This window comes from Shewanella sp. (assembly GCF_048265805.1).
GTDB lineage: Bacteria > Pseudomonadota > Gammaproteobacteria > Enterobacterales > Shewanellaceae > Shewanella.
This window is the reverse complement of the sequence record NZ_JBLXAT010000005.1, coordinates 25166-50124: the sequence shown is the minus strand read 5'-3', so window position 1 is coordinate 50124 and position 24959 is coordinate 25166. Positions and strand designations below refer to the sequence as shown.

Sequence of the window (24959 nt, the reverse complement as noted above, 5' to 3'; positions counted from 1 at the left end):
TGGTGCGCATGGAAGGAGTCGAACCTCCGACCGCCTGGTTCGTAGCCAGGTACTCTATCCAGCTGAGCTACATGCGCTCACAATACAACACTAAGAAAATGGCGGAGAAGGAGGGATTCGAACCCTCGATGGGAGATAAAGCCCATACTCCCTTAGCAGGGGAGCGCCTTCGGCCACTCGGCCACCTCTCCGTCGTTTCTTGGCGCACATATTACTGTTTGAAGAAAATAAGTCAAACGCTTTTTAGGAAAGGCAAAACAGTTTGAGGCGTTTTTAATCATATACCTTTCAAGTGGTTGTAATAGCGCTCAAATCGCTTGAATTACAGACAAAATTAAAGCGCCAGTCTTGCGATCTGGCGCTTATACAACATCACTCACAACGATCTATTTGATCTTAATAGTTACCTTCGTCCGAAGAGTTCCCATTTTTTTCTGATTGAATGCGTTGATAAATCTCTTCACGGTGTACAGATACTTCTTTTGGCGCGTTAACCCCAATACGTACCTGATTTCCCTTAACTCCTAACACTGTTACAGTGACTTCATCACCGATCATTAAGGTTTCGCCAACTCGACGAGTCAAAATCAGCATTAGTCTGCTCCTCTATGTTTCCGTATTCTGTATACGGCATTTGTCCGTAACCGCTGTTATTATAAAGTGAGCTTAGTACAAATTAATAGTGGTGAGTACTAAATCCCCAGTTTTTCGCTACTTTTATTGTAAAAGGTTGTGGAAATCGCCGCAAAGCCCCTTTTCAAGCAGTTTCAACCATTTTCAACAACTTGCCCCTGCACGCTAACATAAAAAATTCCATTTCCCAAATACCGCCGTCACAAATACAGTGACCACTAATGTATTAATCGCTCACATAACAATTTAGCGGAATGTTCACCACCAACGGTAGTACGGATAACATGCCAACCAACCGTCTCCTATAAAAAGCAAAAAGTCGGCAGATGCCGACTTTTATTAGCACTTGTAGCCGTTTAACTACAGCTTAGCTGCCAACCACTCACTGACAGAAGCTAATGCTGCTGGCAGCTGTTCAGGTTGCGAGCCACCGGCTTGAGCCATGTCTGGCCGACCACCGCCCTTACCGCCCACTTGTGCGGCAACCATTGCCACGAGTTCACCCGCCTTCACTTTACCAACGAGGTCTTTAGTAACACCGGCAATCAGGTTGACTTTATCTTCGCCAGCAATCCCCAGTACCACAATACCAGAGCCGAGCTTTTGCTTGATTTCATCTTGCAAGCCACGTAAAGCGCCCGCATCAACACCTTCAAGCTGCTTAATTAACACTTTGACGCCAGCAATGTCCTTCGCTTCAGACACTAAGTCAGCGCTTGCTGCTGCGGCCAACTTGTCTTTCAGCTGACGGATTTCTTTTTCTAACTGACGAGCATGCTCTAACTGTGCTTTAAGCTTAGTCACCACGCTGTGACTATCACTCTTCAACAGTGATGCAGCGTCATGCAGTTCTTGTTGTTGCTCTGCAATATAACCCATTGCAGCGGCACCGGTTACCGCTTCAATACGACGGATGCCGGCAGCGATACCGCCTTCGGACACAATTTTGAATACGCCGATATCACCAGTGCGAGTGACGTGTGTACCACCACAAAGTTCAATGGAGAAGTCACCCATGGTGACTACGCGAACTGTGGTATCGTATTTTTCACCAAACAGCGCCATCGCGCCCTTCTCTTTGGCTTGCTCAATATCCATCTCAGCGACTTGCAACTGATGATTACGACGGATTTGGGTATTAACGATCTCTTCTACCTGCTGCAACTCTTCTGGTTTAACCGCCTCGAAATGTGAAAAGTCGAAACGCAGACGTTCAGGTTGTACCAAAGAGCCCTTCTGAGCCACGTGTGTACCCAGCACCTGACGCAGAGCGGCATGGAGCAAGTGAGTCACGGAGTGGTTCAATTCAGTACGGTGACGTAATTTCTTGTTCACTAACGCTTCAACAGTTTGGCCCGCTTTCAAGCTGCCAGACTTCAGTACACCTTTATGACCAATAGCCGCAGCGTATTTTTGTGTGTCGACTACGTCGAATACACTGTCCGCTTGCTGCAATTCACCTTTGTCACCCACTTGACCACCAGACTCTGCATAGAACGGCGTTTTATCAAGTATCACTACCGCCTCTTGTCCTGGCAGCAAACCTTCAACTTCAGCACCATCAACATAAATGGCAACCACTTTACCTTGACCAGTAGTGGCTTGATAACCACAGAACTCAGAATCCGCATCGGTTTTCAAACCAGCGTTATAGTCTGCACCAAACTGCCCCGCGGCTTGAGCACGTTTGCGCTGTTCTTCCATGGCAGCGTCAAAACCGGCTTCATCGACAGTGATATCACGTTCACGACAGACGTCAGCGGTTAAGTCCACAGGGAAGCCGTAGGTGTCATAAAGTTTGAAAGCCGTTTCACCATCAAGCACGTTGCCATCAAGCTCCGCCAAAGCGTTATCCAGAATGCCCAGCCCCCGTTCCAGCGTACGAGCAAACTGTTCTTCTTCTGCTTTCAGCGCCTTTTCAACGACTGCCTGTAGTTGCTGCAACTCTTTAGCGGCATCGCCCATCACTTCGATCAGTGTTGGCACCATTTTATAGAAGTAGGTATCAGTAGCACCAAGTTTGTAACCATGACGTACTGCGCGACGAATAATACGACGCAACACATAGCCACGGCCTTCGTTAGATGGCATAACACCGTCTGCGATAAGGAATGCGCATGAACGAATATGGTCAGCAATCACACGCAGCGACTTAGCTTCTAAATCGTCAACCCCGATGATTTCAGCAGCCTTGGCAATCAAAGTCTTAAATACATCGATTTCGTAGTTAGAGTGAACGCCCTGCATAATGGCAGAGATACGCTCAATACCCATGCCAGTATCAACCGATGGTTTAGGCAATGGCAGCATTTCACCGTCCGCTTGACGGTTGAATTGCATAAATACGATGTTCCAAATTTCGATAAAACGGTCGCCATCTTCCTCAGGCGTACCAGGACGGCCGCCCCAGATATGTTCGCCGTGATCGTAGAAAATTTCAGAACACGGGCCACATGGGCCAGTCTCACCCATCTGCCAGAAGTTATCCGACGCATATGGTGCGCCTTTATTGTCACCAATACGGATAATGTCTTCTGCTGGAACGCCAATCTGCTTATTCCAGATCTCAAACGCTTCGTCATCGTTTTGATAAATGGTGACGCACAACTTTTCTTTCGGCAGTTGCAGCACTTCGGTCAAAAAGCCCCAAGCGAATTTAATAGCATCTTCTTTGAAGTAATCGCCAAAGCTGAAGTTACCCAGCATTTCAAAGAAAGTGTGGTGACGAGCAGTGTAACCAACATTATCCAAGTCGTTATGTTTACCACCAGCGCGCACACAGCGTTGGGCGGTAGTTGCACGGCTATAACTACGTTTATCGTTGCCGAGGAATACATCTTTGAATTGGTTCATCCCTGCATTGGTAAACAGCAGAGTTGGGTCATTCCCCGGGACTAAAGAACTACTATCAACAATCTGATGACCATGCTTGCTGAAATATTCCAGGAAGGCGCTTCTAACGGCGGCAGTGGTTTTGTACATGAAATCGTCCTGAATTGCGTTGGCACTAAATAATAATAAGGCTCAAGTATATGGCTTAAGCGCTAACTTATGGATTGCCCCGCATTATAAGCGTGCAGCGTAAGAATACCAATGGGAATAAAAATAGTGCGGGATAGAGAGGAAAACGCTAGTCAGCTAACAAGAAGTCACTAAGGTGATTGCTAAGGGCGTAGTTGGCTTGTTCAAAGTTAAAGCCCTGCCCCAAAAGATGGCGCAACATTTTAGCCTGTTGCTTTTGTTTAGCTTGAAAATCTTTGGTAGGTACTACGTTAGAAAACTTTCGCTGTAACCGCTGCTCAGCCATAGCGAACCAATCCACGTCAGCGTTATTGAGGACTTGTGCAGCAAGTTGCTTACTAATGCCCTTCAACTGCAGCGCTTGTTCTACTTTTGCAGGGCCATGCAACTTAGCTGTTTGAGAGCGCAGAATGGCTTCAGCCAAGCGTTGGTCATCAAGATAACCTAATGCCAATGCCCAACTTACAGCTTCATCAACAGCTACGTCATCAAAGCCTTTTTGTAGCAGTTGCTGCGCCAGTGCGGCGCAGCTTTTGTCGCAGCGAGCCAAAATGTTCACTGCAGCAGATTTGGCGGTTGGCTCGCTCAGAAAACTTCTCCAGTTTCGAGATCCACATTGCCTTCGTTATTGCCTTTGTCATCACTAGCTGGCATGCCACCTTTGTGGAGCAGCATTTCACGCAGTGCGGTATCAATCTCTTTGGCAATTTCAGGATTTTCTTGCAAGAACTTGCCAGCGTTGGCGCGGCCTTGACCAATTTTATCGCCTTTATAGCTGTACCAAGCACCAGCTTTCTCTACCAACTTATGTGCTACACCTAAATCAACCAGTTCACCCACACGGTTAATACCTTTACCGTAAAGGATTTGGAATTCAGCCTGTTTAAATGGTGCTGCAACTTTGTTTTTCACAACCTTCACGCGGGTTTCATTACCCACCACTTCATCGCCTTCTTTAATTGAGCCAGTACGACGAATATCAAGACGGACAGACGCGTAGAATTTCAGTGCGTTACCGCCAGTAGTGGTTTCTGGATTACCAAACATCACACCAATTTTCATACGAATTTGGTTAATGAAGATCAACAGAGTATTAGATTGCTTAAGGTTACCCGCTAACTTACGCATAGCTTGGCTCATCATACGAGCTGCTAGACCCATGTGAGAATCGCCGATTTCACCTTCAATTTCAGCTTTTGGCGTCAACGCAGCAACGGAGTCGACGATGATGACATCAACAGCACCACTACGCGTCAACGCATCACAGATTTCCAGCGCTTGTTCACCAGTATCGGGTTGTGAACACAGCAGGTTATCAATATCTACCCCGAGTTTACGGGCGTAGATAGGGTCAAGCGCGTGCTCAGCATCGATAAAGGCACAGACTTTACCCTCACGCTGTGCTGCAGCAATAACTTCCAATGTCAGTGTCGTTTTACCTGAAGATTCAGGACCATAGATTTCAACGATACGGCCCATTGGCAAACCACCAGCGCCCAACGCAACATCCAACGAAAGCGAACCAGTTGAGATGGTAGCAACATCCATGCTACGGTCTTCACCCAGCTTCATAATAGAGCCTTTACCGAATTGCTTTTCAATTTGGCCCAACACGGCGTTTAACGCTTTCTCTTTATTTGCATCGATCTTCATATCTGTCCCTCTGTGCTCGAAACCTGCATGGAGTGCTACTGACTCCCGATTGCGATGTACTTAATTGCAGCTAGTATACTGTACAATCATACAGTATCAAGTGCTGGATCAGATTATTTCTTCTACGGTTAACTAAAGTGGTTGAAATTTAGCAGCAAAAAATTCGCCGCACGTCGTTAAAGCATGAGTTAGAACTGGTAATATGACGCCCAAATTAAAGGAAGCTGCCAAGGTTCATTCGCACTTACCTTAGTACTTACGTTGCGCCAGATAGTAGACAAGGAAACTATGAGTATTCACAACCAAACGCCGGATTTAGAGGATTTGGAAAAACATACGCCGATGATGCGCCAATACCTGCAGATGAAAGCAGAGCACAGCGATATGCTGCTGTTTTACCGTATGGGCGACTTCTACGAGCTGTTTTACAGTGATGCAAAACGAGCATCCGAGTTATTAGGCATTTCACTTACTGCACGCGGTAAAAGTGGCGGTGATCCAATCCCTATGGCGGGTATTCCGTATCATGCGGTCGACAACTATTTGGCTAAATTGGTACAGCAAGGCGAATCAGTAGCCATCTGCGAGCAGATTGGTGATCCTGCCTTAGCAAAAGGGCCGGTAGAACGCAAAGTGGTGCGGATTGTTACCCCAGGGACGCTGACCGATGAAGCGCTACTGCAAGAGCGACGAGATAACCTGCTAGCGGCAGTTTATGAAGGTAAAAAAGGCTTTGGTTTTGCTACCTTAGATGTGGCGTCTGGCCGCTTTATTATTGCAGAACTCGCTACTCTCGAAGCGCTTGAAGCCGAGTTACAACGTACTCGTCCGGCTGAACTGCTGTATAGCGAAGACTTCACACATAAGTACTTGGTCAATGATGTCAAAGGTGCTCGTCGCCGCCCAGAGTGGGAATTTGATTTAGACACCGCCCTGCGACAACTATTAGAACAGTTTGGCACTAAGGATTTGCGTGGTTTTGGTGTTGATAACGCCCGCTTATCACTGCAAGCTGCTGGCTGCCTGATCCAATATGTGAAGGACACCCAGCGCACCGCCCTGCCCCATATTAATAGCATCACCCAATTTAGCCCGAGTGATACCGTGGTGCTAGATGCAGCCACACGCCGCAACCTTGAACTCACCGTTAACTTAGGTGGCGGGTTAGAAAACACGCTTGCTTCAGTGCTGGATAAAACCGCTACAGCAATGGGCAGCCGTATGCTGCAACGCTGGATTCATCAACCTCTGCGCCACCAGCACCAAGTGACGTTACGTCATGAAGCGGTAACCGAGTTACTGACGAGTGGCCAATTTGAAGTGCTACACGAGCTGTTAAAATCTATCGGCGATGTGGAGCGTATTATCGCGCGGTTAGCTATTCGTAATGCCCGTCCTCGTGACTTAGCCCGCTTACGCGATGCGTTGGCAACCTTACCTAATGTACGTGACACGATTGCCGACAGCGCTAGCGAGCACCTCAACGATTTATATGCCGCGCTGAACGAATTTCCTAGCGAACTTGAGCTGCTGCAAAATGCCATTGTGGATAATCCGCCAGTGCTGATCCGCGATGGTGGCGTGATCCGTGAAGGCTACCACTCGGAGCTCGATGAGTGGCGCGGCCTCAGCCAAGGGGCGACCGACTATTTGCAACGTCTCGAAACGCGCGAAAAAGAGCAAACCGGTATTGCCACTCTAAAAGTCGGCTTTAATAAAGTACATGGCTACTTTATTGAAGTGTCTCGCGGCCAATCCGCCTTAGTACCCTTGAGTTATCAACGGCGCCAAACGCTGAAAAATACCGAACGTTATATCATTCCAGAGCTGAAAGAGTACGAAGAAAAAGTACTCTCTAGCCAAGGCAAAGCACTCGCGTTGGAAAAGCAGCTGTGGGAAGAGCTGTTTGATTTACTGTTGCCTAAGTTGCACGACTTACAGCGATTTGCCCTCGCTGCTGCCGAGCTTGATGTGTTAAGTAACTTTGCCGAGCGCGCCGAAACGCTCAACTATCAATGCCCGCAGCTGACCGACGCAGCAGGTATTGATATCAGTGAAGGCCGTCATCCGGTGGTAGAAACCGTGAGTCAAAATCCGTTTATTGCCAATCCGGTCTTATTAAGTCCTGAACGACGGATGCTGATCGTTACCGGGCCAAACATGGGCGGTAAATCCACCTACATGCGGCAAGTAGCGCTGATCACTCTGATGGCTTATGTCGGCAGCTATGTGCCAGCTTCATCGGCTATCATTGGTCCAATCGACCGCATCTTTACCCGTATTGGTGCATCAGATGATCTTGCCTCTGGCCGTTCAACCTTCATGGTGGAAATGACTGAAACCGCCAATATTCTGCATAACGCCACGCAAAATAGCTTAGTGTTAATGGACGAGATTGGTCGTGGCACATCCACCTATGATGGCTTGTCGCTGGCATGGTCCGCTGCTGAATATCTCGCGCAGAAGATTGGCGCACTGACGCTGTTTGCTACGCACTATTTTGAGCTAACACAGTTGGCCGAACTGCTACCGCAGGTAATCAACGTGCATCTGGATGCCATCGAGCATGATGACTCCATCGTATTTATGCATGCGGTTCAAGAAGGAGCGGCTAGCAAGAGTTATGGCTTGCAAGTTGCCGCACTCGCAGGCGTGCCGCAAACGGTTATCCGTGCAGCAAAAGCCAAACTGCAACAGCTAGAAAGCCGCGATGATGGCCAACCGGTGGTGACTCAGACGACGCCTGCGCCAATGCAAACTTCGCTGGCATTGGAAGCCTCCGAGTTAGAAACCATGCTACAGGCGATTGACCCCAATGAGTTAACGCCGAAAGCAGCACTGGAACTGCTATACCAATTAACGACGTTAGCCAAAAAATATTAAACCCGCCCAAAAAACGCAAAAAGCGCACCTGCAAGTGCGCTTTCTTATTGCTCTAAAAATCGCTTACATACGGAATAAAGCTTCTACTGATAACCCCTGTGAAGACAGCATTTCACGTAAGCGTTTTAATGCTTCCACTTGGATTTGTCTAACGCGTTCACGAGTTAAGCCGATTTCAGCACCTACATCTTCGAGCGTTGCAGGTTCATAACCGAGCAAGCCAAAACGACGTGCTAATACTTCGCGTTGTTTTGAGTTCAACTCATTGAGCCATTTCACAACGGATTTGGAGATATCTTCATCCTGAACTTGTGAGTCAGGTGTATTCATATCCTCATCGGTCAATACATCCAGCAGCGCTTTATCGTTGTCGCCACCAATAGGAGTGTCTACTGAAGTAATTTTTTCATTGAGTTTCAACATGCGGCTGACATCAGCACTTGGCACGTTCAACCGTTCGGCAATCTCTTCGGCGGTTGGTTCATGGTCAAGCTTTTGTGCTAATTCACGCGCGGTGCGCAGATATACGTTCAACTCTTTCACTACATGGATAGGCAAACGTATGGTACGCGTTTGATTCATAATTGCGCGTTCAATCGTTTGGCGTATCCACCAAGTGGCATAAGTGGAGAAACGGAAGCCACGTTCTGGATCGAATTTTTCGACCGCGCGGATCAGACCGAGGTTGCCTTCTTCAATCAAATCTAAGAGTGCTAAGCCACGATTGTTATACCGACGAGAGATCTTTACTACCAATCGCAAATTACTTTCAATCATACGATTGCGCGACTTCTCGCAGCCTTTAAGTGCTTTGCGAGAAAAGAAGACTTCTTCTTCTGCGGTAAGTAATGGGGAAAAACCGATTTCGCTCAGATAGAGCTGGGTGGCGTCGAGGTTTTTTTGAAGATCATCCTGAACAATGTCTGCCAGTGTATCGTTTTGCACTGTTTCAACGTCGTTTACAGAAAAATCTTGGAATTCTTTGTATGAAGCATTGGTATTATTGCGGCTCATGATGTGCTCTCCCGAAATAGAAAAAGACAACTACATTTGTAAATCCTCCAATGCCAAATTGGCTTCTAGACAATCAACGTCTAGGTAAATAAGTAAGCGGGTTTACCGATTTTCCAAGATATCTGATCTCAAAATGCAACATCACTTGGTTGGTACCGGAGCTGCCCATTAAGGCAACCGTTTGACCAGCTGAAACCTGCTGTTTTTCCTTAACTAAAATCTTATCCGTATGGGCGTAAGCACTTAAGTAATCATCGCTATGTTTGATAATGACGAGGTTCCCGTATCCCCGTAAAGCATTACCAGCATATACCACGCGACCATCAGCAGCGGCTTTGATTATATCGCCTCGATTTCCCGAGATTTTAATCCCTTTATCTCCTTGCTCTCCACTGGAAAACCGTCCTATTAATTTGCCATTCGCTGGCCATAGCCAACGCCCGACTTTTTCAGGCAGTACCGATACTTCTTTATGCACGATACTGTTAACATTTTGTTTACCAGTTGTGACAGCGTACGTACTATTATCTGCCGAAGCAAGCTTTTTTTGTGTATTTTGTGTTGATTTTTTATGAACCGGAGTATTTTTTGCAATCTGTTGTTTTGAAACAGGTTTATCACCTACTACTTTAGTTTTATGTGGGTGATTTACGCTAGTTGAGCGTGATACTGTTTGCTTTTTGGGGCTAATTGGTGCCAATCGCAACACCTGCCCAGGATAGATGGTATAGCCACTATCGAGCTTATTTAATTGCGCCAAATAACGAAAATCTTTATCGGCTCCCCAAGCAATCGAATATAAGGTATCGCCTGTTTTTACCTTATAAGTACTCGAATTAAGCGAGCCTTTTTCAAATCGCGGCCATTGTGCTTGCTGCAGCGTATAGACGGGAGCGGGACGGGAAGATTGAAAACTACAGCCAGTGAGAAAAAATAACACAAGTGAGCACCACAATAAGCGACAAAGCCGCTTATTAGTGAGATTGATGTTGTGCTTAGCTAAATACTCGCGCACCGAGCTCCCCATTCCATGGCTAGGCTAAATCCCCATTAATTAACGGCACAAACTTTACCGCTTCAATCACAGTGGAAACATACTGTCCGCCGTGACGCTGGATTTTTAGCAGTTGCTGATTGTCGTCGCCGACCGGAATGATTAATACACCTTGCTCCGCCAGTTGCTGCAACAACGCGACAGGCACCTCTGTTGCCGCAGCTGTCACAATGATAGCGTCAAATGGTGCGCGGTTAGCCCACCCTTGCCAACCATCACCATATTTAAAAGCGATATTGTGTAAATCAAGCCGCTTTAAGCGCTGACGGGCTTGGATCTGCAAGCTTTTAATGCGTTCCACAGTACACAATTGTGGCACCAACTGCGCTAAAATAGCGGCTTGGTAACCGGACCCCGTACCGATCTCTAGCACTTGTTTTGGTTGATGCTCCAGCAATAACTCGGTCATTCGCGCCACAATATAAGGCTGGGAAATCGTTTGCCCCGAGCCGATGGGCAAGGCGGTATTCTCATAAGCTTTATGAGTCAGTGCGCCATCAATAAATAGCTCCCTCGGTGTTTGGGCAATCACTTGCAACACCTCTGGGTTACGAATGCCCGATTGGGCTAAACGTTGCGACAGCTGCACCGCAGCAGAAGCAGAAGCCATACGACTCATAGTGTATCAATCCATTCCTTCAATTTAGCTAACTGCCGATAAGCAGTTAAATCAACGGTTAACGGGGTTATTGACACATAACCTTCAGCTACCGCATAAAAGTCGGTGTCTTCGGCACTATCCAGTTCAGCGCCGACAGGCCCAAGCCAAAAGATATCACGACCATGTGGGTCCTGCGTTTTTATCATATCTTCTGCTTTGTGACGTGTGCCCAAGCGTGTCACACGCACACCTTTAATCTGATCTAGCGGCAAATCAGGCACATTGATATTGAGGATCTGATCAGCATCTAGCGGATGGCGTATCAATCCCTCAATAATTTTCACGGTGTAAGCCGCCGCCGTGCCGTAATGCACTAATTGGCGCCCAGCCAAGGAAACCGCTATGGCGGGTAACCCAAGAAAACGCCCCTCCATTGCGGCAGCCACCGTGCCGGAATATAAGGTATCATCACCGAGGTTAGCACCGGCGTTAATACCTGAAACTACGATATCAGGCTCTTGCTCACACAGTTGGCGAATCGCTAAATGCACACAATCGGTAGGCGTACCATTTACCGCAATATAGTCGCTATCTAACTTATTAATTCGTAAAGGATTAGTCAAGGTTAAAGAGTTACTTGCACCAGAACAGTTACGATCTGGTGCAACCGTCAGCGTATTACCTAAGCGACTTAGCGCTTCCGTTAACACTTTAATACCGACTGCATTCACTCCGTCATCGTTACTGATCAGAATGTTCATGCGTTGTCACCTTCCTGCTGCTCGCGCTCAGCTAACCATTGCTGACGACGCACATCAGCCATATCTTGGTATTGCGCTAATTCCCGAAGTACGGACGTCGCAAAAGCGCCAGCTGGCAATATAAAATCTAAGGTGATGGCGTTATCACTCAACTGCTGCCAACTAAAATTATCTGCCAATAGCAACAACGGACGACGCTCTTGTTTTAAATCAAATTTTGCTAGGCCAGCCAAATCACTTTCGTATCCAGCCAAAGCGGCGAGCTCAACGACAGCGGCATCGGCAAGCGCAGGCAGTTCACCCTCGCCCCAAAGTGGCGCTGATATCTGAATATCACGACTCGCTAAACGCCCTAGCAACTCGTCATCCCACTGCTCGACAGTGAAAAAGCTGCGCGAACCGGCCAGCATGACGCAATCACCTGTCAAAGGCTGTAATTGATGTTGTGCGAGGCGGTAAGTCACTACTTGGTTGAACACCAAAGAACGCATGGCCGACAGAAACATCGCCTTTTGATTACCGCTTTTTACTTTCTTACCCGCGAACATGTCGCGCGCTTTTTGGATGTTGGCGCCATCATTACCAAAACGCTGCTCACCGAAATAGTTAGGCACACCTAGCTGTTTAACTTGATCTAACCGTTCAAGCAACGCATCCATACCGACGACATTACGCAAGGTTAGCTTAAATCGGTTACCGGATAACGCGCCGATTCGTAACTTCTTATTATGGCGAGTGACCTGCAATACCGTTAAACGCTCACCATTAAGGCTCTGCCAATCTGGCGTTTCTTTTCCGGGAATACGAACACAGAACCACTGTTCGGTTACGGCATTTTTATCTTTTTGACCAGCGTAACTCACATCACGTGGATGCACTTTGGCAAACTTTGACAAGCGCTCAGCCACTTCTACTGTGTTCAAGCCATCTTTCTGAATATAGAGTAGATGGTGCTCACCTTCGCCCATCATCGTAAATGGCAGAATTTCCTGCACAACAAAATCAGCATTTTCAGAGCGGATATCCGCAGTGGTGGTCGGGGCACCATGTAAATAGGTCAGCGTGTTCACTTAAATGTTTCCTTGCATCAGTACCACAGCTTCAACTGCGATACCTTCTTTACGACCAGTAAAGCCGAGTTTTTCTGTGGTAGTGGCTTTGACATTAATATCATCAATATCCACCTGTAAGTCTTGTGCGAGCACCGCTCGAATCGCTTGAATATGCGGTAGCATCTTAGGGGCTTGGGCAATCACGGTGACGTCTAAGTTGCCAACACTGTAGCCTTTCGCTTGCGCCAGAGATAGGCAGTGACGCAACAAGATGCGGCTATCGGCGCCCGCAAATTCAGCATCAGTATCGGGGAAATGCTTACCAATATCTCCCAGTGCTACCGCTCCCAAAATAGCGTCAGAGATAGCATGTAGCACAACGTCACCATCTGAATGAGCGATTAAACCGCATTCATAAGGCACTTCAACACCACCCAGTATGAGTGGCTTATCGCCACCAAATTTATGGACATCAAAACCATGGCCAATACGTAATTTCATGCGTTACTCCAATCCTTGATTCATGTGTTGGTGGTGCAAAAGATAAAGCTGCGCCAGTGGCAAATCATCGGGATGCGTCACTTTAATGTTATCGGCGCGGCCGCAGACTAATCCTGGGGTAATCCCTGCCCATTCCATCGCAGAGGCTTCGTCAGTCACGTTAACCCCAGCAGCAACCGCTTGCTCAAGCGTAGTTTTAAGTTGGTAGGCGGGGAAAAATTGCGGCGTTAGTGCATGCCATAACGCTTCCCGCGGAACGGTGGTGTCGATACAACCATCAGCATTGGCGCGCTTCATAGTATCACGCACTGGGACAGCTAAAATCGCCCCCTGAGGGAATTGCTGCTGGCTGGCAATCAATTTATCAATGTCTTGATGGGTAAGACAGGGTCTAGCGGCATCGTGCACTAATGCCCAAGCCTCAGCTTCATGCAACTGGGCTAAAGCGGCAATCACCGAATCTACTCGTTCGCCGCCGCCAATAACTTGGGTCAATTTAGGATGGTTGGCCTCGGGCAACTTGGCAAAGTATTCATCTTGCGGATGCAACGCCACGACCACACGGCTAATGGCAGGATGGCTCAATAATACGTTTAATGTGACCGATAGAATGCAGCTACCAGCCAATGGCAAATACTGTTTTGGACACTTTGCCTGCATACGGCTACCAATACCTGCTGCCGGCACAACGGCAATAATCTCTTGGGAGAAGTGATTCATATTGAATGGTTAACTCACGCGCTAAAAAACGCTGGCTTAAGCCAGCTTAATTCGCGGTCATGGAGCGTTGTTCTCCGCCCACGACTCGATAAAAGGTTTCGCCTTTTTTGATGAGTCCCAGCTCGTTGCGAGCCCGCTCTTCAATGGCTTCAGTCCCACTACGCAGATCAGTAATCTCTGCTTTCAACGCATTATTGCGTTGTTGTAATTGGCTATTACTAGCAGTCTGCTCGGCGATTTGGTGCTGTAATTGGAAGTACTCCGTTAGGCTGTTATCACCCATCCAGAGTCGGTGTTGTAGCACAGCTAATAAGACAATACCCAGCAGTAGCAAACGTTTCATGATGATAAATTCCACCGTCAGAGTGTTAGCAACCTGCGAATATTACAACAAAAAAGGCCGCCTGTTGGCGGCCTTTTACTAAATCAGCAAAAATTAAGCTTGGCCCTTAATGGCAGACAGACCGCCAAATGGTGCTTTTTCGCCCAATGCTTCTTCAATACGCAGCAGTTGGTTGTATTTTGCTACACGATCAGAGCGGCACAGAGAACCGGTTTTGATCTGACCAGCAGCAGTACCAACCGCCAAATCAGCGATGGTAGCATCTTCAGTTTCACCACTGCGGTGTGAAATCACCGCGGTGTAACCAGCTTCTTTTGCCATGCGGATAGCCGCCAGCGTTTCAGTCAGCGAACCGATTTGGTTAAATTTGATCAGGATTGAGTTAGCAATACCTTGCTCGATACCACGCGCTAAAATCTTAGTGTTGGTCACAAACAGGTCATCACCCACCAATTGGATTTTGTTACCCAAAATCTTAGTTTGATATGCCCAACCTTCCCAATCAGATTCGTCCAAACCATCTTCGATAGAAACGATTGGATATTGTTCTGTCAGTGACGCCAAGAAATCAGAGAAACCGTTTGAATCGAACTTCTTGCCTTCACTAGACAGATCATATTGACCGTCTTTATAAAATTCAGATGCAGCACAATCCAGCGCCAAAGTTACGTCGGTACCCAGTTTGTAACCTGCGGCTTCAACGGCTTCTTTAATCACTGCCAGCGCTTCAGCGTTGGATGACAAGTTAGGTGCAAAACCACCTTCATCACCTACTGCAGTGTTCAGACCTTTGCCTTTGAGCACTTTTTTCAGGGTGTGGAAAATTTCAGACCCCATGCGCAGTGCTTCGCGGAAATTTTTAGCGCCAACAGGTTGTACCATGAACTCTTGGATATCAACGTTGTTGTCAGCATGTTCACCACCGTTGAGGATGTTCATCATAGGTACAGGCATGCTGTATTGACCTGGTGTACCGTTCAACTCAGCAATGTGTTGATACAAAGGAATACCTTTAGAGGTTGCAGCGGCTTTAGCTGCTGCCAAAGATACCGCCAGAATCGCGTTAGCACCCAGCTTGTCTTTGTTTTCAGTACCATCAAGGTCAATCATCACTGCGTCGATGTCGGCTTGTGCGGTCGCATCTTTACCTAACAACGCATCACGGATAGGACCGTTTACATTAGCAACCGCGGTCAATACGCCTTTGCCCATGTAACGAGATTTATCGCCATCACGCAATTCCAGCGCTTCACGGCTACCAGTAGATGCCCCAGACGGTGCAGCAGCCATACCAACGATACCACCTTCCAGATGAACTTCGGCTTCTACAGTTGGGTTACCGCGCGAATCCATGATTTCGCGACCAATAATGTTGATAATCTTAGCCATAATATCCTCGATATGAGATTTAAGTTTGAAAGAAAAAAGCCATACCCATATACCGCTTTTATATGGGTATCGGCTTTTCGTCGCCTCAATCTACAAGTCTTATAATATGATAATATCTTTCCTGCTAATAATGACAGTCCTTTTGATAAAAAAGCCGGAGCTGCTTCGCAGTCCGGCTTTTTCTATCTTAACCTAATTTCTGTTTTTGGAAACTGTTAGCCGCGCTTACAAAACCTTCAAACAGTGGGTGTCCATCACGTGGGGTGGAGGTGAACTCCGGATGGAACTGACCCGCCACAAACCAAGGATGGTTTGGCAACTCGATCATCTCAACCAATTTACGGTCAGATGACAGGCCGCTGAACACTAAGCCGGCTTTCTCGAGACGCTCAACATAGGTGTTGTTCACTTCGTAGCGGTGACGGTGACGTTCGATGCAGCTTTCGCTGCCATATGCGGTGGCCGCTTTGGTGCCCGCTTTCAAGTGACACAGCTGTGCACCTAGACGCATAGTGCCGCCCAAGTCTGATTTCTCAGTACGGTGTTCCACTTGGCCGTCTTCGTCGATCCACTCAGTGATCAAACCTACCACTGGGTGTGGCGTTTCTTTATTGAACTCTGTTGAGTGGGCACCTTCAAGGCCGGCAACGTGACGGGCAAATTCAATCAATGCCACTTGCATACCTAAACAGATACCGAAATAAGGCAGATTGTTTTCACGGGCATACTGTGCCGCCATGATCTTGCCTTCAACACCGCGCTCACCAAAGCCGCCTGGCACCAAAATGCCATCCAAGCCTTCTAGTACTTCCACACCTTTAGCTTCAACGGTTTGAGAGTCGATATATTTAATATGTACTGATGTGCGAGTTTTGATGCCTGCATGTTTTAACGCTTCGTTCACTGACTTATAGGCATCTGGCAATTCAGTGTATTTACCCACCATACCAATGGTCACTTCACCATTTGGATTGGCTTCTTGGTAAATCACGTTTTCCCACTCAGAGAGATCAGCTTCTTCGCATTCAATGCCGAAACGTTTCACGACCAGCTCGTCCAAACCTTGTGAACGCAACAGTGCAGGGATCTTGTAGATAGAGTCTACGTCACGCAGTGAAATAACCGCTTTTTCTTCTACGTTACAGAACAGCGAAATCTTAGCACGTTCAGTGGCAGGAATTGCACGGTCACCTCGGCAGATCAATACGTCTGGCGCAATACCAATAGAACGCAGCTCTTTCACTGAGTGTTGGGTCGGCTTAGTTTTCACTTCTTGTGCTGGACCAATAAATGGCACTAGAGTCAAATGCATAAACAAGCTACGGTCACGACCCAGTTCTACCGCCAATTGACGGATTGACTCAAGGAATGGCAGTGATTCGATGTCACCCACAGTACCGCCGATTTCAACAATCGCCACATCACGACCTTCACCACCTTCAAGGACTTTCTCTTTGATGGCGTTGGTGATGTGCGGGATCACCTGAATGGTCGCGCCCAGATAGTCACCACGACGTTCTTTACGCAGCACTTCTTCGTAGATACGACCAGTAGTGAAGTTGTTACGACGGCCCATCTTGTTACGGATGAAACGTTCGTAGTGGCCGAGGTCAAGATCTGTCTCTGCGCCGTCCTCAGTGACAAACACTTCACCATGTTGAATTGGGCTCATGGTACCTGGATCAACGTTGATATACGGATCCAGCTTCATGATGGTCACGTTAAGACCACGAGCTTCGAGAATGGCAGCCAAAGACGCTGCTGCAATACCTTTACCAAGTGATGAAACAACACCACCTGTTACGAAAATATACCTAGTTGTCATGCTGAGCCTGAGAAAAAACGAGTGAGAATTCAGCGCTAGAAAAGAGCGCCAGGACGGGGCGACAGTATAACAAAGCCAATGCAATTTACCAAACGGCAAACTGCATAAAATGGGACAGAACTGATGCGTTTTAGTTAACTATTTAATTTCTGAACGTTTTACATCATCCCAAAATTGGTCAAGGCTCACCAAAGTGTGTTCGCTAAAGGCTTTGCCAGAATCGGCGACTCGCTGCTCCACACCACGAAACCGCCGCTCAAATTTGCGATTTGCCTGCTGCAATGCATCTTCAGGGTTAACGCCAAGGTGTCTTGCTAAATTAGCCACGGCAAACAGTAAATCCCCGACTTCTTCTGTCAGTGCCGCTGATGGCGACTGCTCCGGCTCCACTTCAGCTAACACCTCTTCGAGCTCTTCATGGACTTTATCAAGCACAGGAGCCAACTCATCCCAATCAAAGCCGACACGAGCCACCCGTTTTTGAATTTTTACCGCGCGCGCTAAAGCAGGTAGCGCTTTGGGAATATCTGCGAGAATCGAGGTTTGCTCGCGGGCTTCACGTTCTAACGCTTTTTGTTGTTCCCAATTATCTTTAAGCTGCTGCTCTGATAACGAGCTATCAACCAATTCACCAAACACATGCGGATGTCGACTCACTAATTTGTGGCAGATACGGTTGACCACTTCAGCAAAATCAAATTGTTGCTGCTCGCGGCCTAGCTCGGCATAAAACACCACTTGAAACAGCAAATCGCCCAGTTCTGATGGCAGCTCCTGCCAATCTTCATTCGCGATGGCTTCTGCCACTTCATAGGCTTCTTCAAGGGTAAATGGCACGATAGAGGCGAAGGTTTGCTGTTTATCCCACGGACAGCCGTGCTCAGGATGACGCAACTGCGTCATAATGCGCAGCAGGTCATCCAGTTGGTATTTGTGAGTCATTGAATCCATCTTAAATTACAGCCGGCGGGCCTCAACCACACCGTCAACTTGCGTCAGTTTAGAGATCACTCGTGACAAGCCTTCGACGTTATACATCTCCATTTCCAGCTCAATTGTGGCGGTTTGATTTTTAACATCCGAGGAGGTGTTCATCGCCAGTACGTTAGATTTCTCTGCTGCCAACACTGAGGTCAAATCACGCAACAATCCGGTACGGTCATTGGCCAGCACGCGTAAACGTACTTTGTAACCGCCCGAGTAATTTTCCCCCCAAACCACATCAACGACACGCTCAGGGTGAGCACGCATCAACTCTTTCACTTGTTCGCAGTCGGCACGATGTACCGAAATACCGCGGCCTTTAGTGATAAAACCAAAGATTTCATCACCTGGTACAGGCTGGCAACAACGTGCTAGATGGCTCATCAAGTTACCGACGCCGTTAACTTCAATACGGTCTTTATTGTTAGGCGATGGTTTTTGACTGCTCTTTTTCACTAGTTCATCGATGGCATCAGCGTCATCCGGTTCATCGTGACGCAGCTTACTTTGGACGTAGTTGACCACTTGGTTCAAACGTACATCGCCGCCACCAATCGCCGCTAGCAGATCGTCCATCGAGCCCATGTTGAACTTATCAGCCGCCACCGAGGCGTCTTTGAGGTTCAAGCCAATGCGCGCTAATTCAGCGTCCAACATTTCGCGTCCGGCCACCAAATTCTTATCGCGGTCTTGCTGTTTCAGCCAATGCTGAATCTTGCTGCGAGCGCGCGATGTTTTGATGTAACCCATATTAGGGTTAAGCCAGTCGCGTTTAGGGTTGGGCGTTTTGGAGGTGATGATTTCAATCCGCTCGCCCGTTTGTACCTGATAGGTAAACGGCACAATGCGGCCATCCACTTTGGCACCAATACAGCGGTGCCCCACTTGGGAGTGAATATAGTAGGCGAAATCAAGCACAGTGGAGCCCATAGGTAAGTCGACGACTTCACCACTTGGGGTAAACACATAAACTCGGTCTTCAAACACTTGGCTGCGGATCTCTTCCACCAAGTTACCGCTTTCTGCCACATCTTCCTGCCACTGCAGAATTTTACGCAGCCAGTTGATCTTTTCTTCGTAGCCAGACTGTTTGCCGCTGACATTACCTTCTTTATATTTCCAGTGAGCAGCAACGCCAAGCTCAGCGTCTTCATGCATCTGCTGGGTACGGATTTGAATTTCGACTGTCTTACCTTCTGGCCCCACCACTACCGTGTGGATCGATTGGTAACCATTGGGTTTAGGGTTGGCGATGTAATCATCAAACTCACGCGGAATGTGGTGCCACATGGTGTGCACCACACCTAATGCGCCGTAGCAATCTTGCAGGCGCTCAGTGACTACGCGTACAGCGCGCACATCGAACAACTCATCAAACTTCAGTTGCTTGCCGCGCATTTTGCGCCAAATAGAATAGATATGTTTCGGCCGACCATAGACTTTGGCTTTGATCTGCTCTTCGTCTAAACGCTGTTGCAGTTGCTTAACAAAGTTATCAATAAAGGTTTCGCGGTCTAGACGCTTGCCGTCCAATTGGTGGGCAATATCTTTGTAGGTAGCAGGATGCAGATAACGGAAAGCGATATCTTCTAATTCCCACTTCAGTTGCCCAATCCCCAGACGGTTTGCTAATGGGGCGTAAACATCGGAGATTTCACGCGCCAGCAATACACGGGTTTCTTCATCGGCATTTTTTACGGCACGTAGCAAAAACACTCGCTCAGCCAGTTTAATCACTACCGCGCGCACGTCTTCAACCATCGCCAACAACATTTTGCGGATTTTATCGATCTGCGGTTCAGCTTCGTCGCGACTTTCGTAATTGACCTTCAACGAGCCAATGGCTTCCATGGTCTTAGCGCTGTGGACCAAGGTCCCCAACGACTTGCCATAGTTTTCTTCGATGGACTCTTCATCAATCACGCCAGCATCAAGATAAACAAACAGCAACGCCGCCAACATGGTATCAATGTCCATATTCAGCGGTGATAAAATCTCTATCATCTCACGCGCTTTGGCTTGCAGATCATGTTGGGTTAATTCGCAATCGCCAAGGGGTAAGGTATCCATTCGCTGGAACAACGCCTTCAGTTGTTGCGCCTCATCTTTTTGAGTGATGTGACGGCAAACCCACTCATCCAGATTAAAATCTGCGTCCTGAAAGTGTGCTTCTCGAACAGATACCATGGTTTCTTCCCTTAAATGAGCCAATCGTGGCACAGTGCTATCTATCTTCGGTATTGGGCAGAAGATGTCAAATTTACAATGCGGTTTGCTAAACGTATCAATCGCATCTGCTGGTTATTTACACGTAAACTTATTTACGCACAAATAAGGCCATTGCTTCAATATGATGCGTTTGCGGGAACATATCGAGCACTGACAATTTCTCTAACTGATAGCCTTGTTTTAATAACTGCTGGCTATCTCGCGCTAAACTTAGCGGGTTACAAGATACGTAGACTACACACTTTGGTGATAGTTTCGATAAATATGCCAACGCTTCAAACGCGCCAGCACGCGACGGGTCCAACAACAGTTTATCTACTTTGCCAAACCAACTCGCTTTGTCCAACGGTTCGTTTAAATCGCTGCAATAAAATGCCGCATTGGCTAACTGAGCCGCTTGCGCATTTGCTTTCGCGAGCGCAACAAGGTTGGGGACGCCTTCCACACCAATAACTTTCGCACCGCTCGCAGCAACAGCAAGGCTGAAATTGCCCATGCCACAGAAAAGATCCAATACGGTGTCATCAGCCGTCGGCGATAACCACTCAACGGCACGGTTGACCATCGCATTATTCACCCCGCCGTTAACTTGAATAAAGTTCCCCGGATTAAAGTGCAGATCTAATGAGCCATATGCTAGCGGCAGCGCATAGTAAGGTTGTTTACCCTGCAGATATTCCCACTGCTCATCTGCATGCTCTAACACCATGGCGCAGTTAAGGCGTTGTGCCAATTCCACCAGCTTAGTTTTATCTTTATCGGACAAGGATTGAACGACACGAATCACCACCATAGGCTGCGGCTCAGTCGCAATCAACTCGACATGCCCAAGTGCAGCAACCCCTTGTAGTTTTGCTAGCGTGGCGGCAACGGGCTTAATCAGTTCACTTAAACTGGCATCCAGCACCTGACATTGCTCTATCGCAACCACTTTATGGCTCTCACGTCCGCGAAAACCTAAAGTGAAGCCTTTACTGGCTTTATCATACCAGCTGCTCAAGCGCGCTTTGCGACGATACTGCCACGGGCTGGACAATACATCATCAATTGCAGGCAAGGCGATCTCTGGCGCCAACTTGTGAAATAAATTGGCTAATGTTGCCCGTTTGTGGTCAGTTTGCTCGGCATGTGACAAGTGCTGAAAATTACAGCCACCACAACGCTGATAATGGGGACATTCCGGTTCGATTCGCAGGTCACTACGGCTTTCTAGTTGGAGTAATTTTGCCTTGGCGTACTGCTTTTTGTTCTCTGTAAGCGTAACTTTTACGCGCTCCGTCGGTAAAGCGCCGGGCACAAACACCACTTTACCTTGTAACTGACCAATCCCCTGCGCTAAGTGATCGAGTGACTGAATGGTCAAACTCACATTCTGCGGTTTACTCGAGGATCTATTTGGTTTCTCTCTAAAAAATTGCGCCATTCAGCTCTCATTCTCTATAATTTACTGGCAATCGCCCTGTTTAATCTGGCAGTCTATACGGCAGATTTTATCTTTCAGTCCCGGACCCGAATAATTTCATGACAAGCACCGGCAATTTGACCAAGTACAGCCTGCGATCTTGGGTGTTGATGCTGGCTTTGGCGCCGACGATTCTCGTTGGGGTGTTACTTGGCAGCTATTTTACCATAAATCGCTTTTATGAACTGGAAGATACCCTCAAAGATCAAGGCAGCAATATTCTTGAGCCACTGGCAATTGCCAGCGCCACCGATCTTGCCAACAACAATCGTGAAGCGGCTAAGCGTTTACTCGCCGCCGCGCAGCTCAATAAATCCACCTTAGTCAAATCTATCGCTATTTTTGACGCCGATAATCAGCTGTTTGTAACCTCGCATTACCATAAAGATTTTGAGTTGATGCGCTTAGCTGGCGAAATTGCCTCGCTCCATCAAACGCAATATGAACCGGTTGGTGATAGCTTGGTGGTACGCACCCCCATTTACGCGGTGACCAGTTTATTAGCGCTCGACGATGTGGTGGGCGAACCCCATGCCGGCAAGCCCATTGGCTACGCCGCGCTGCTGCTCAATAAAGAAAAGGCTTTGTTAGAGCAACACCGAGCGGCAATGGCGGCGGTGATTATTGTGCTGATAGGCGTGCAACTCAACCTATTGTTTACCTTCCGTTTGGTTAAAAACGTCACTCAGCCCATTACCGACATGGTGCGGGCGGTTGCCAAAATTCGTGAAGGTAAATTGGATACGCGGCTGCAAGAAAATCTCATTGGTGAACTTGATTTGCTCAAACGTGGTATCAACGCCATGGCAGGGTCGTTGTCGGAATACCATGACGAAATGCAGCAGAATATCGACCAAGCCACTTCCGATTTACGCGAGACGTTAGAACAGATTGAAATCCAGAACGTCGAACTCGACCTCGCGAAGAAACGCGCATTGGAAGCTAGCCGCATCAAATCAGAGTTTTTGGCCAATATGTCTCATGAACTGCGTACACCACTTAATGGAGTAATTGGTTTTGCGCGGCAGTTGATGAAAACCTCTTTGCAAGACAGTCAACGCGACTACATCGAGACCATTGAGAAAAGTGCCAGTAACCTATTGACTATCATCAATGACATTCTCGATTTCTCTAAACTCGAAGCCGGCCGTATGACTTTTGAAAGCATGCCGTTTTCACTGCGCGAGAGTATTGATGAAACCCTGAAAATACTCTCCCCTGCCGCGCAAGAGAGACAGCTTGAATTGGTGGTTGACGTTGCGCCAGATGTTCCCGATAACATCAACGGTGATAGTAAGCGTCTTAATCAAATTCTGACAAACCTTGTCGGTAACGCCATCAAATTTACCGATGAAGGTAGCGTGATGCTGCGCATGGTAGTCAATCAGCTACGTGATAATGAAGTAGAGTTACATTGCGAGGTAGAAGACACCGGCGTCGGTATTGAAGAATCACAGCAAGATGTGTTGTTCCAAGCATTCGGCCAAGCGGACTCCAGCATCTCGCGGCGCTTTGGCGGTACCGGGTTAGGTTTGGTCATTACTAAACGCTTGGTGGATCAACTTGGTGGGCAAATTGGTTTTACCTCGCGTACCAATCAAGGCTCCACCTTCTGGTTTACATTGACCTTAAAACTGAGCCAATTCCAACTGGATGTGAAACACCCCGTCGCGCGTCTCAAAGATAAAAGTGTATTGCTGTATGAGCCACGCCTGCTATCTCGCAACGTGTTACTTAAACGCTTGCGCCGTTGGGAAATGCTGCTGCATGTTGCAGAAGACATCAATCAACTGCAGGCGATCCTGACCAGCGGTAAGCACTATCACTACGTACTGATCAGTTGCCATGGTTTCGATTCACCGACGCACATTGACGCAGTGCTAAAACAGAGCAAACAGCACACTGAAGCACTAGTCGCCCTATTTGACTGTGCCAATCAGCAAGTGCTCAATAGCGTTATTCGTCCGATTGTCGATATCGTCATTCAAACGCCAGTCAGTGAAGTTCAGATGGCCAAACGCCTGTTGGAAACGCCAACCGAGGTGCCGTTTGAAGAACAAGCGGCTCCCACCAATAACGCACCAATGAACATGTCGGTATTGGCCGTTGATGATAACTTTGCCAACTTAAAGTTGATCGATACCGTACTGCGTGAATTAGTGACCAGTGTCAGCACGGCTAAAAATGGCGAACAGGCGATTGAATTATGCGCCCAGCAGTCTTTTGATCTGATCTTTATGGACATTCAAATGCCGGGCATTGATGGCATCAACGCTACCGCACAGATTCGTACCAGCGGCCCTAATATTAATACACCGATCATTGCCGTGACTGCGCACACCATTCAGGAAGAGCGCGACCGTATTCTCAGTAGTGGCATGGATGGCTATCTGCCAAAACCGATTGATGAAGCCGCCTTAAAGAGCATCCTCAACCGCTGGCATTTGGGTGATAGCAAGACGATTCAGCATCAACCACAAAGCAGTGTTAATTGGGCTATGTGCTTAGTGCAAGCCAATAATAATGAGTCGCTGGCACTGGAGATGTTGCAGATGCTACATGACTCAATTCCTGAAACCCACAGCCATATTGAACAAGCGCTGGAACAGCATGACCACGATGTCATGCTCAAAACAGTGCACAAGTTACATGGCGCATGTTGCTATTCTGGCGTTCCCGATTTGCAGAAACTGTGTCAAACCATCGAAACAGGATTAAAACACGGTCAAGCACTCGAAGAACTAGAGCCGGAAGTACTAGAGTTACTTGACGAGCTAACTAAGGTAGAATCCGCGGCCATTGAGATTATTGCCGCTCACCATACGGATTAAGTC

General features: G+C 47.7%; 19 protein-coding genes and 2 tRNA genes. 2 read left to right on the top strand and 19 right to left on the bottom strand.

Annotated elements, in window-relative coordinates:
• From ACN0TT_RS04800 to recA, 6 genes are all read right to left on the bottom strand, one after another.
• Positions 1 to 77 (bottom strand) — tRNA-Arg (locus ACN0TT_RS04800).
• Between the two features lie 22 nt (positions 78 to 99).
• A tRNA-Ser gene (locus ACN0TT_RS04795) sits at positions 100 to 191 on the bottom strand.
• A gap of 205 nt (positions 192 to 396) precedes the next feature.
• Positions 397 to 594 (bottom strand): carbon storage regulator CsrA, encoded by a 198-nt coding sequence (csrA, locus tag ACN0TT_RS04790; protein WP_238894701.1) that lies wholly within the window; start codon positions 592 to 594, stop codon positions 397 to 399.
• A gap of 399 nt (positions 595 to 993) precedes the next feature.
• Complete coding sequence (gene alaS / locus ACN0TT_RS04785; RefSeq protein ID WP_417761009.1) at positions 994 to 3615, bottom strand: alanine--tRNA ligase; 2622 nt, start codon at positions 3613 to 3615, stop codon at positions 994 to 996.
• 148 nt (positions 3616 to 3763) lie between these two features.
• Positions 3764 to 4243, bottom strand: coding sequence for a regulatory protein RecX (locus ACN0TT_RS04780; protein WP_417761160.1), 480 nt, complete (start codon positions 4241 to 4243; stop codon positions 3764 to 3766).
• Positions 4240 to 5307: a recombinase RecA gene (gene recA / locus ACN0TT_RS04775; protein WP_417761008.1), complete on the bottom strand. Its 1068-nt coding sequence runs from the start codon at positions 5305 to 5307 to the stop codon at positions 4240 to 4242. Before recA ends, ACN0TT_RS04780 begins: the two co-directional genes overlap by 4 nt.
• 288 nt (positions 5308 to 5595) lie before the next feature.
• On the opposite strand from recA, the gene mutS reads away from it, so the two are divergent.
• Positions 5596 to 8190 (top strand): DNA mismatch repair protein MutS, encoded by a 2595-nt coding sequence (mutS, locus tag ACN0TT_RS04770; RefSeq protein ID WP_417761007.1) that lies wholly within the window; start codon positions 5596 to 5598, stop codon positions 8188 to 8190.
• Between the two features lie 63 nt (positions 8191 to 8253).
• On the opposite strand, the gene rpoS is transcribed toward mutS, so the two are convergent.
• The 13 genes from rpoS to rlmD all read right to left on the bottom strand — a co-directional run bounded on the left by rpoS (position 8254) and on the right by rlmD (position 22086).
• Entirely contained in the window at positions 8254 to 9204 is a 951-nt protein-coding gene (gene rpoS, locus ACN0TT_RS04765; RefSeq protein WP_417761006.1) for an RNA polymerase sigma factor RpoS, read from the bottom strand.
• A 73-nt stretch (positions 9205 to 9277) separates the two neighbouring features.
• The gene (locus tag ACN0TT_RS04760) at positions 9278 to 10144 is read right to left on the bottom strand and encodes a peptidoglycan DD-metalloendopeptidase family protein (protein WP_417761005.1); all 867 of its coding nucleotides are present in this window, start codon (positions 10142 to 10144) and stop codon (positions 9278 to 9280) included.
• Positions 10145 to 10238: 94 nt separating this feature from the next.
• On the bottom strand, positions 10239 to 10877 hold the full coding sequence (locus ACN0TT_RS04755) for a protein-L-isoaspartate(D-aspartate) O-methyltransferase (protein WP_417761004.1): 639 nt from the start codon (positions 10875 to 10877) through the stop codon (positions 10239 to 10241).
• Positions 10874 to 11620 (bottom strand): 5'/3'-nucleotidase SurE, encoded by a 747-nt coding sequence (gene surE / locus ACN0TT_RS04750; RefSeq protein WP_417761003.1) that lies wholly within the window; start codon positions 11618 to 11620, stop codon positions 10874 to 10876. The genes ACN0TT_RS04755 and surE overlap by 4 nt, the downstream gene beginning before the upstream one ends.
• On the bottom strand, positions 11617 to 12690 hold the full coding sequence (truD, locus tag ACN0TT_RS04745; protein ID WP_417761002.1) for a tRNA pseudouridine(13) synthase TruD: 1074 nt from the start codon (positions 12688 to 12690) through the stop codon (positions 11617 to 11619). The genes surE and truD overlap by 4 nt, the downstream gene beginning before the upstream one ends.
• On the bottom strand, positions 12691 to 13173 hold the full coding sequence (gene ispF, locus ACN0TT_RS04740) for a 2-C-methyl-D-erythritol 2,4-cyclodiphosphate synthase (RefSeq protein ID WP_417761001.1): 483 nt from the start codon (positions 13171 to 13173) through the stop codon (positions 12691 to 12693).
• A 3-nt stretch (positions 13174 to 13176) separates the two neighbouring features.
• Positions 13177 to 13893 carry a 2-C-methyl-D-erythritol 4-phosphate cytidylyltransferase gene (gene ispD / locus ACN0TT_RS04735; protein ID WP_417761000.1) on the bottom strand — a complete coding sequence of 239 codons (717 nt, stop codon included), beginning with the start codon at positions 13891 to 13893 and terminating at the stop codon, positions 13177 to 13179.
• Positions 13894 to 13939: 46 nt separating this feature from the next.
• Positions 13940 to 14236, bottom strand: coding sequence for a cell division protein FtsB (gene ftsB / locus ACN0TT_RS04730; protein ID WP_417760999.1), 297 nt, complete (start codon positions 14234 to 14236; stop codon positions 13940 to 13942).
• A 93-nt stretch (positions 14237 to 14329) separates the two neighbouring features.
• Positions 14330 to 15625 (bottom strand): phosphopyruvate hydratase, encoded by a 1296-nt coding sequence (gene eno, locus ACN0TT_RS04725; RefSeq protein WP_417760998.1) that lies wholly within the window; start codon positions 15623 to 15625, stop codon positions 14330 to 14332.
• A 187-nt stretch (positions 15626 to 15812) separates the two neighbouring features.
• Positions 15813 to 17450, bottom strand: a complete 1638-nt coding sequence (locus ACN0TT_RS04720) for a CTP synthase (RefSeq protein ID WP_417760997.1) — start codon at positions 17448 to 17450, stop codon at positions 15813 to 15815.
• A gap of 138 nt (positions 17451 to 17588) precedes the next feature.
• Positions 17589 to 18392, bottom strand: coding sequence for a nucleoside triphosphate pyrophosphohydrolase (gene mazG, locus ACN0TT_RS04715; protein ID WP_417760996.1), 804 nt, complete (start codon positions 18390 to 18392; stop codon positions 17589 to 17591).
• A 15-nt stretch (positions 18393 to 18407) separates the two neighbouring features.
• The gene (gene relA / locus ACN0TT_RS04710) at positions 18408 to 20621 is read right to left on the bottom strand and encodes a GTP diphosphokinase (protein ID WP_417760995.1); all 2214 of its coding nucleotides are present in this window, start codon (positions 20619 to 20621) and stop codon (positions 18408 to 18410) included.
• Between the two features lie 130 nt (positions 20622 to 20751).
• Positions 20752 to 22086 carry a 23S rRNA (uracil(1939)-C(5))-methyltransferase RlmD gene (rlmD, locus tag ACN0TT_RS04705; RefSeq protein ID WP_417760994.1) on the bottom strand — a complete coding sequence of 445 codons (1335 nt, stop codon included), beginning with the start codon at positions 22084 to 22086 and terminating at the stop codon, positions 20752 to 20754.
• A 98-nt stretch (positions 22087 to 22184) separates the two neighbouring features.
• On the opposite strand from rlmD, the gene barA reads away from it, so the two are divergent.
• The gene (gene barA / locus ACN0TT_RS04700; protein ID WP_417760993.1) at positions 22185 to 24956 is read left to right on the top strand and encodes a two-component sensor histidine kinase BarA; all 2772 of its coding nucleotides are present in this window, start codon (positions 22185 to 22187) and stop codon (positions 24954 to 24956) included.
• Positions 24957 to 24959: the final 3 nt, after the last annotated feature.

Coding starts and splice junctions, on each gene's coding strand:
- csrA (WP_238894701.1), bottom strand. CDS start 594: ATGCTGATTTTGACTCGTCGAGTTGGCGAAACCTTAATGATCGGTGAT.
- alaS (WP_417761009.1), bottom strand. CDS start 3,615: ATGTACAAAACCACTGCCGCCGTTAGAAGCGCCTTCCTGGAATATTTC.
- recA (WP_417761008.1), bottom strand. CDS start 5,307: ATGAAGATCGATGCAAATAAAGAGAAAGCGTTAAACGCCGTGTTGGGC.
- mutS (WP_417761007.1), top strand. CDS start 5,596: ATGAGTATTCACAACCAAACGCCGGATTTAGAGGATTTGGAAAAACAT.
- rpoS (WP_417761006.1), bottom strand. CDS start 9,204: ATGAGCCGCAATAATACCAATGCTTCATACAAAGAATTCCAAGATTTT.
- ACN0TT_RS04755 (WP_417761004.1), bottom strand. CDS start 10,877: ATGAGTCGTATGGCTTCTGCTTCTGCTGCGGTGCAGCTGTCGCAACGT.
- surE (WP_417761003.1), bottom strand. CDS start 11,620: ATGAACATTCTGATCAGTAACGATGACGGAGTGAATGCAGTCGGTATT.
- ispF (WP_417761001.1), bottom strand. CDS start 13,173: ATGAAATTACGTATTGGCCATGGTTTTGATGTCCATAAATTTGGTGGC.
- ispD (WP_417761000.1), bottom strand. CDS start 13,893: ATGAATCACTTCTCCCAAGAGATTATTGCCGTTGTGCCGGCAGCAGGT.
- ftsB (WP_417760999.1), bottom strand. CDS start 14,236: ATGAAACGTTTGCTACTGCTGGGTATTGTCTTATTAGCTGTGCTACAA.
- eno (WP_417760998.1), bottom strand. CDS start 15,625: ATGGCTAAGATTATCAACATTATTGGTCGCGAAATCATGGATTCGCGC.
- ACN0TT_RS04720 (WP_417760997.1), bottom strand. CDS start 17,450: ATGACAACTAGGTATATTTTCGTAACAGGTGGTGTTGTTTCATCACTT.
- mazG (WP_417760996.1), bottom strand. CDS start 18,392: ATGACTCACAAATACCAACTGGATGACCTGCTGCGCATTATGACGCAG.
- relA (WP_417760995.1), bottom strand. CDS start 20,621: ATGGTATCTGTTCGAGAAGCACACTTTCAGGACGCAGATTTTAATCTG.
- rlmD (WP_417760994.1), bottom strand. CDS start 22,086: ATGGCGCAATTTTTTAGAGAGAAACCAAATAGATCCTCGAGTAAACCG.
- barA (WP_417760993.1), top strand. CDS start 22,185: ATGACAAGCACCGGCAATTTGACCAAGTACAGCCTGCGATCTTGGGTG.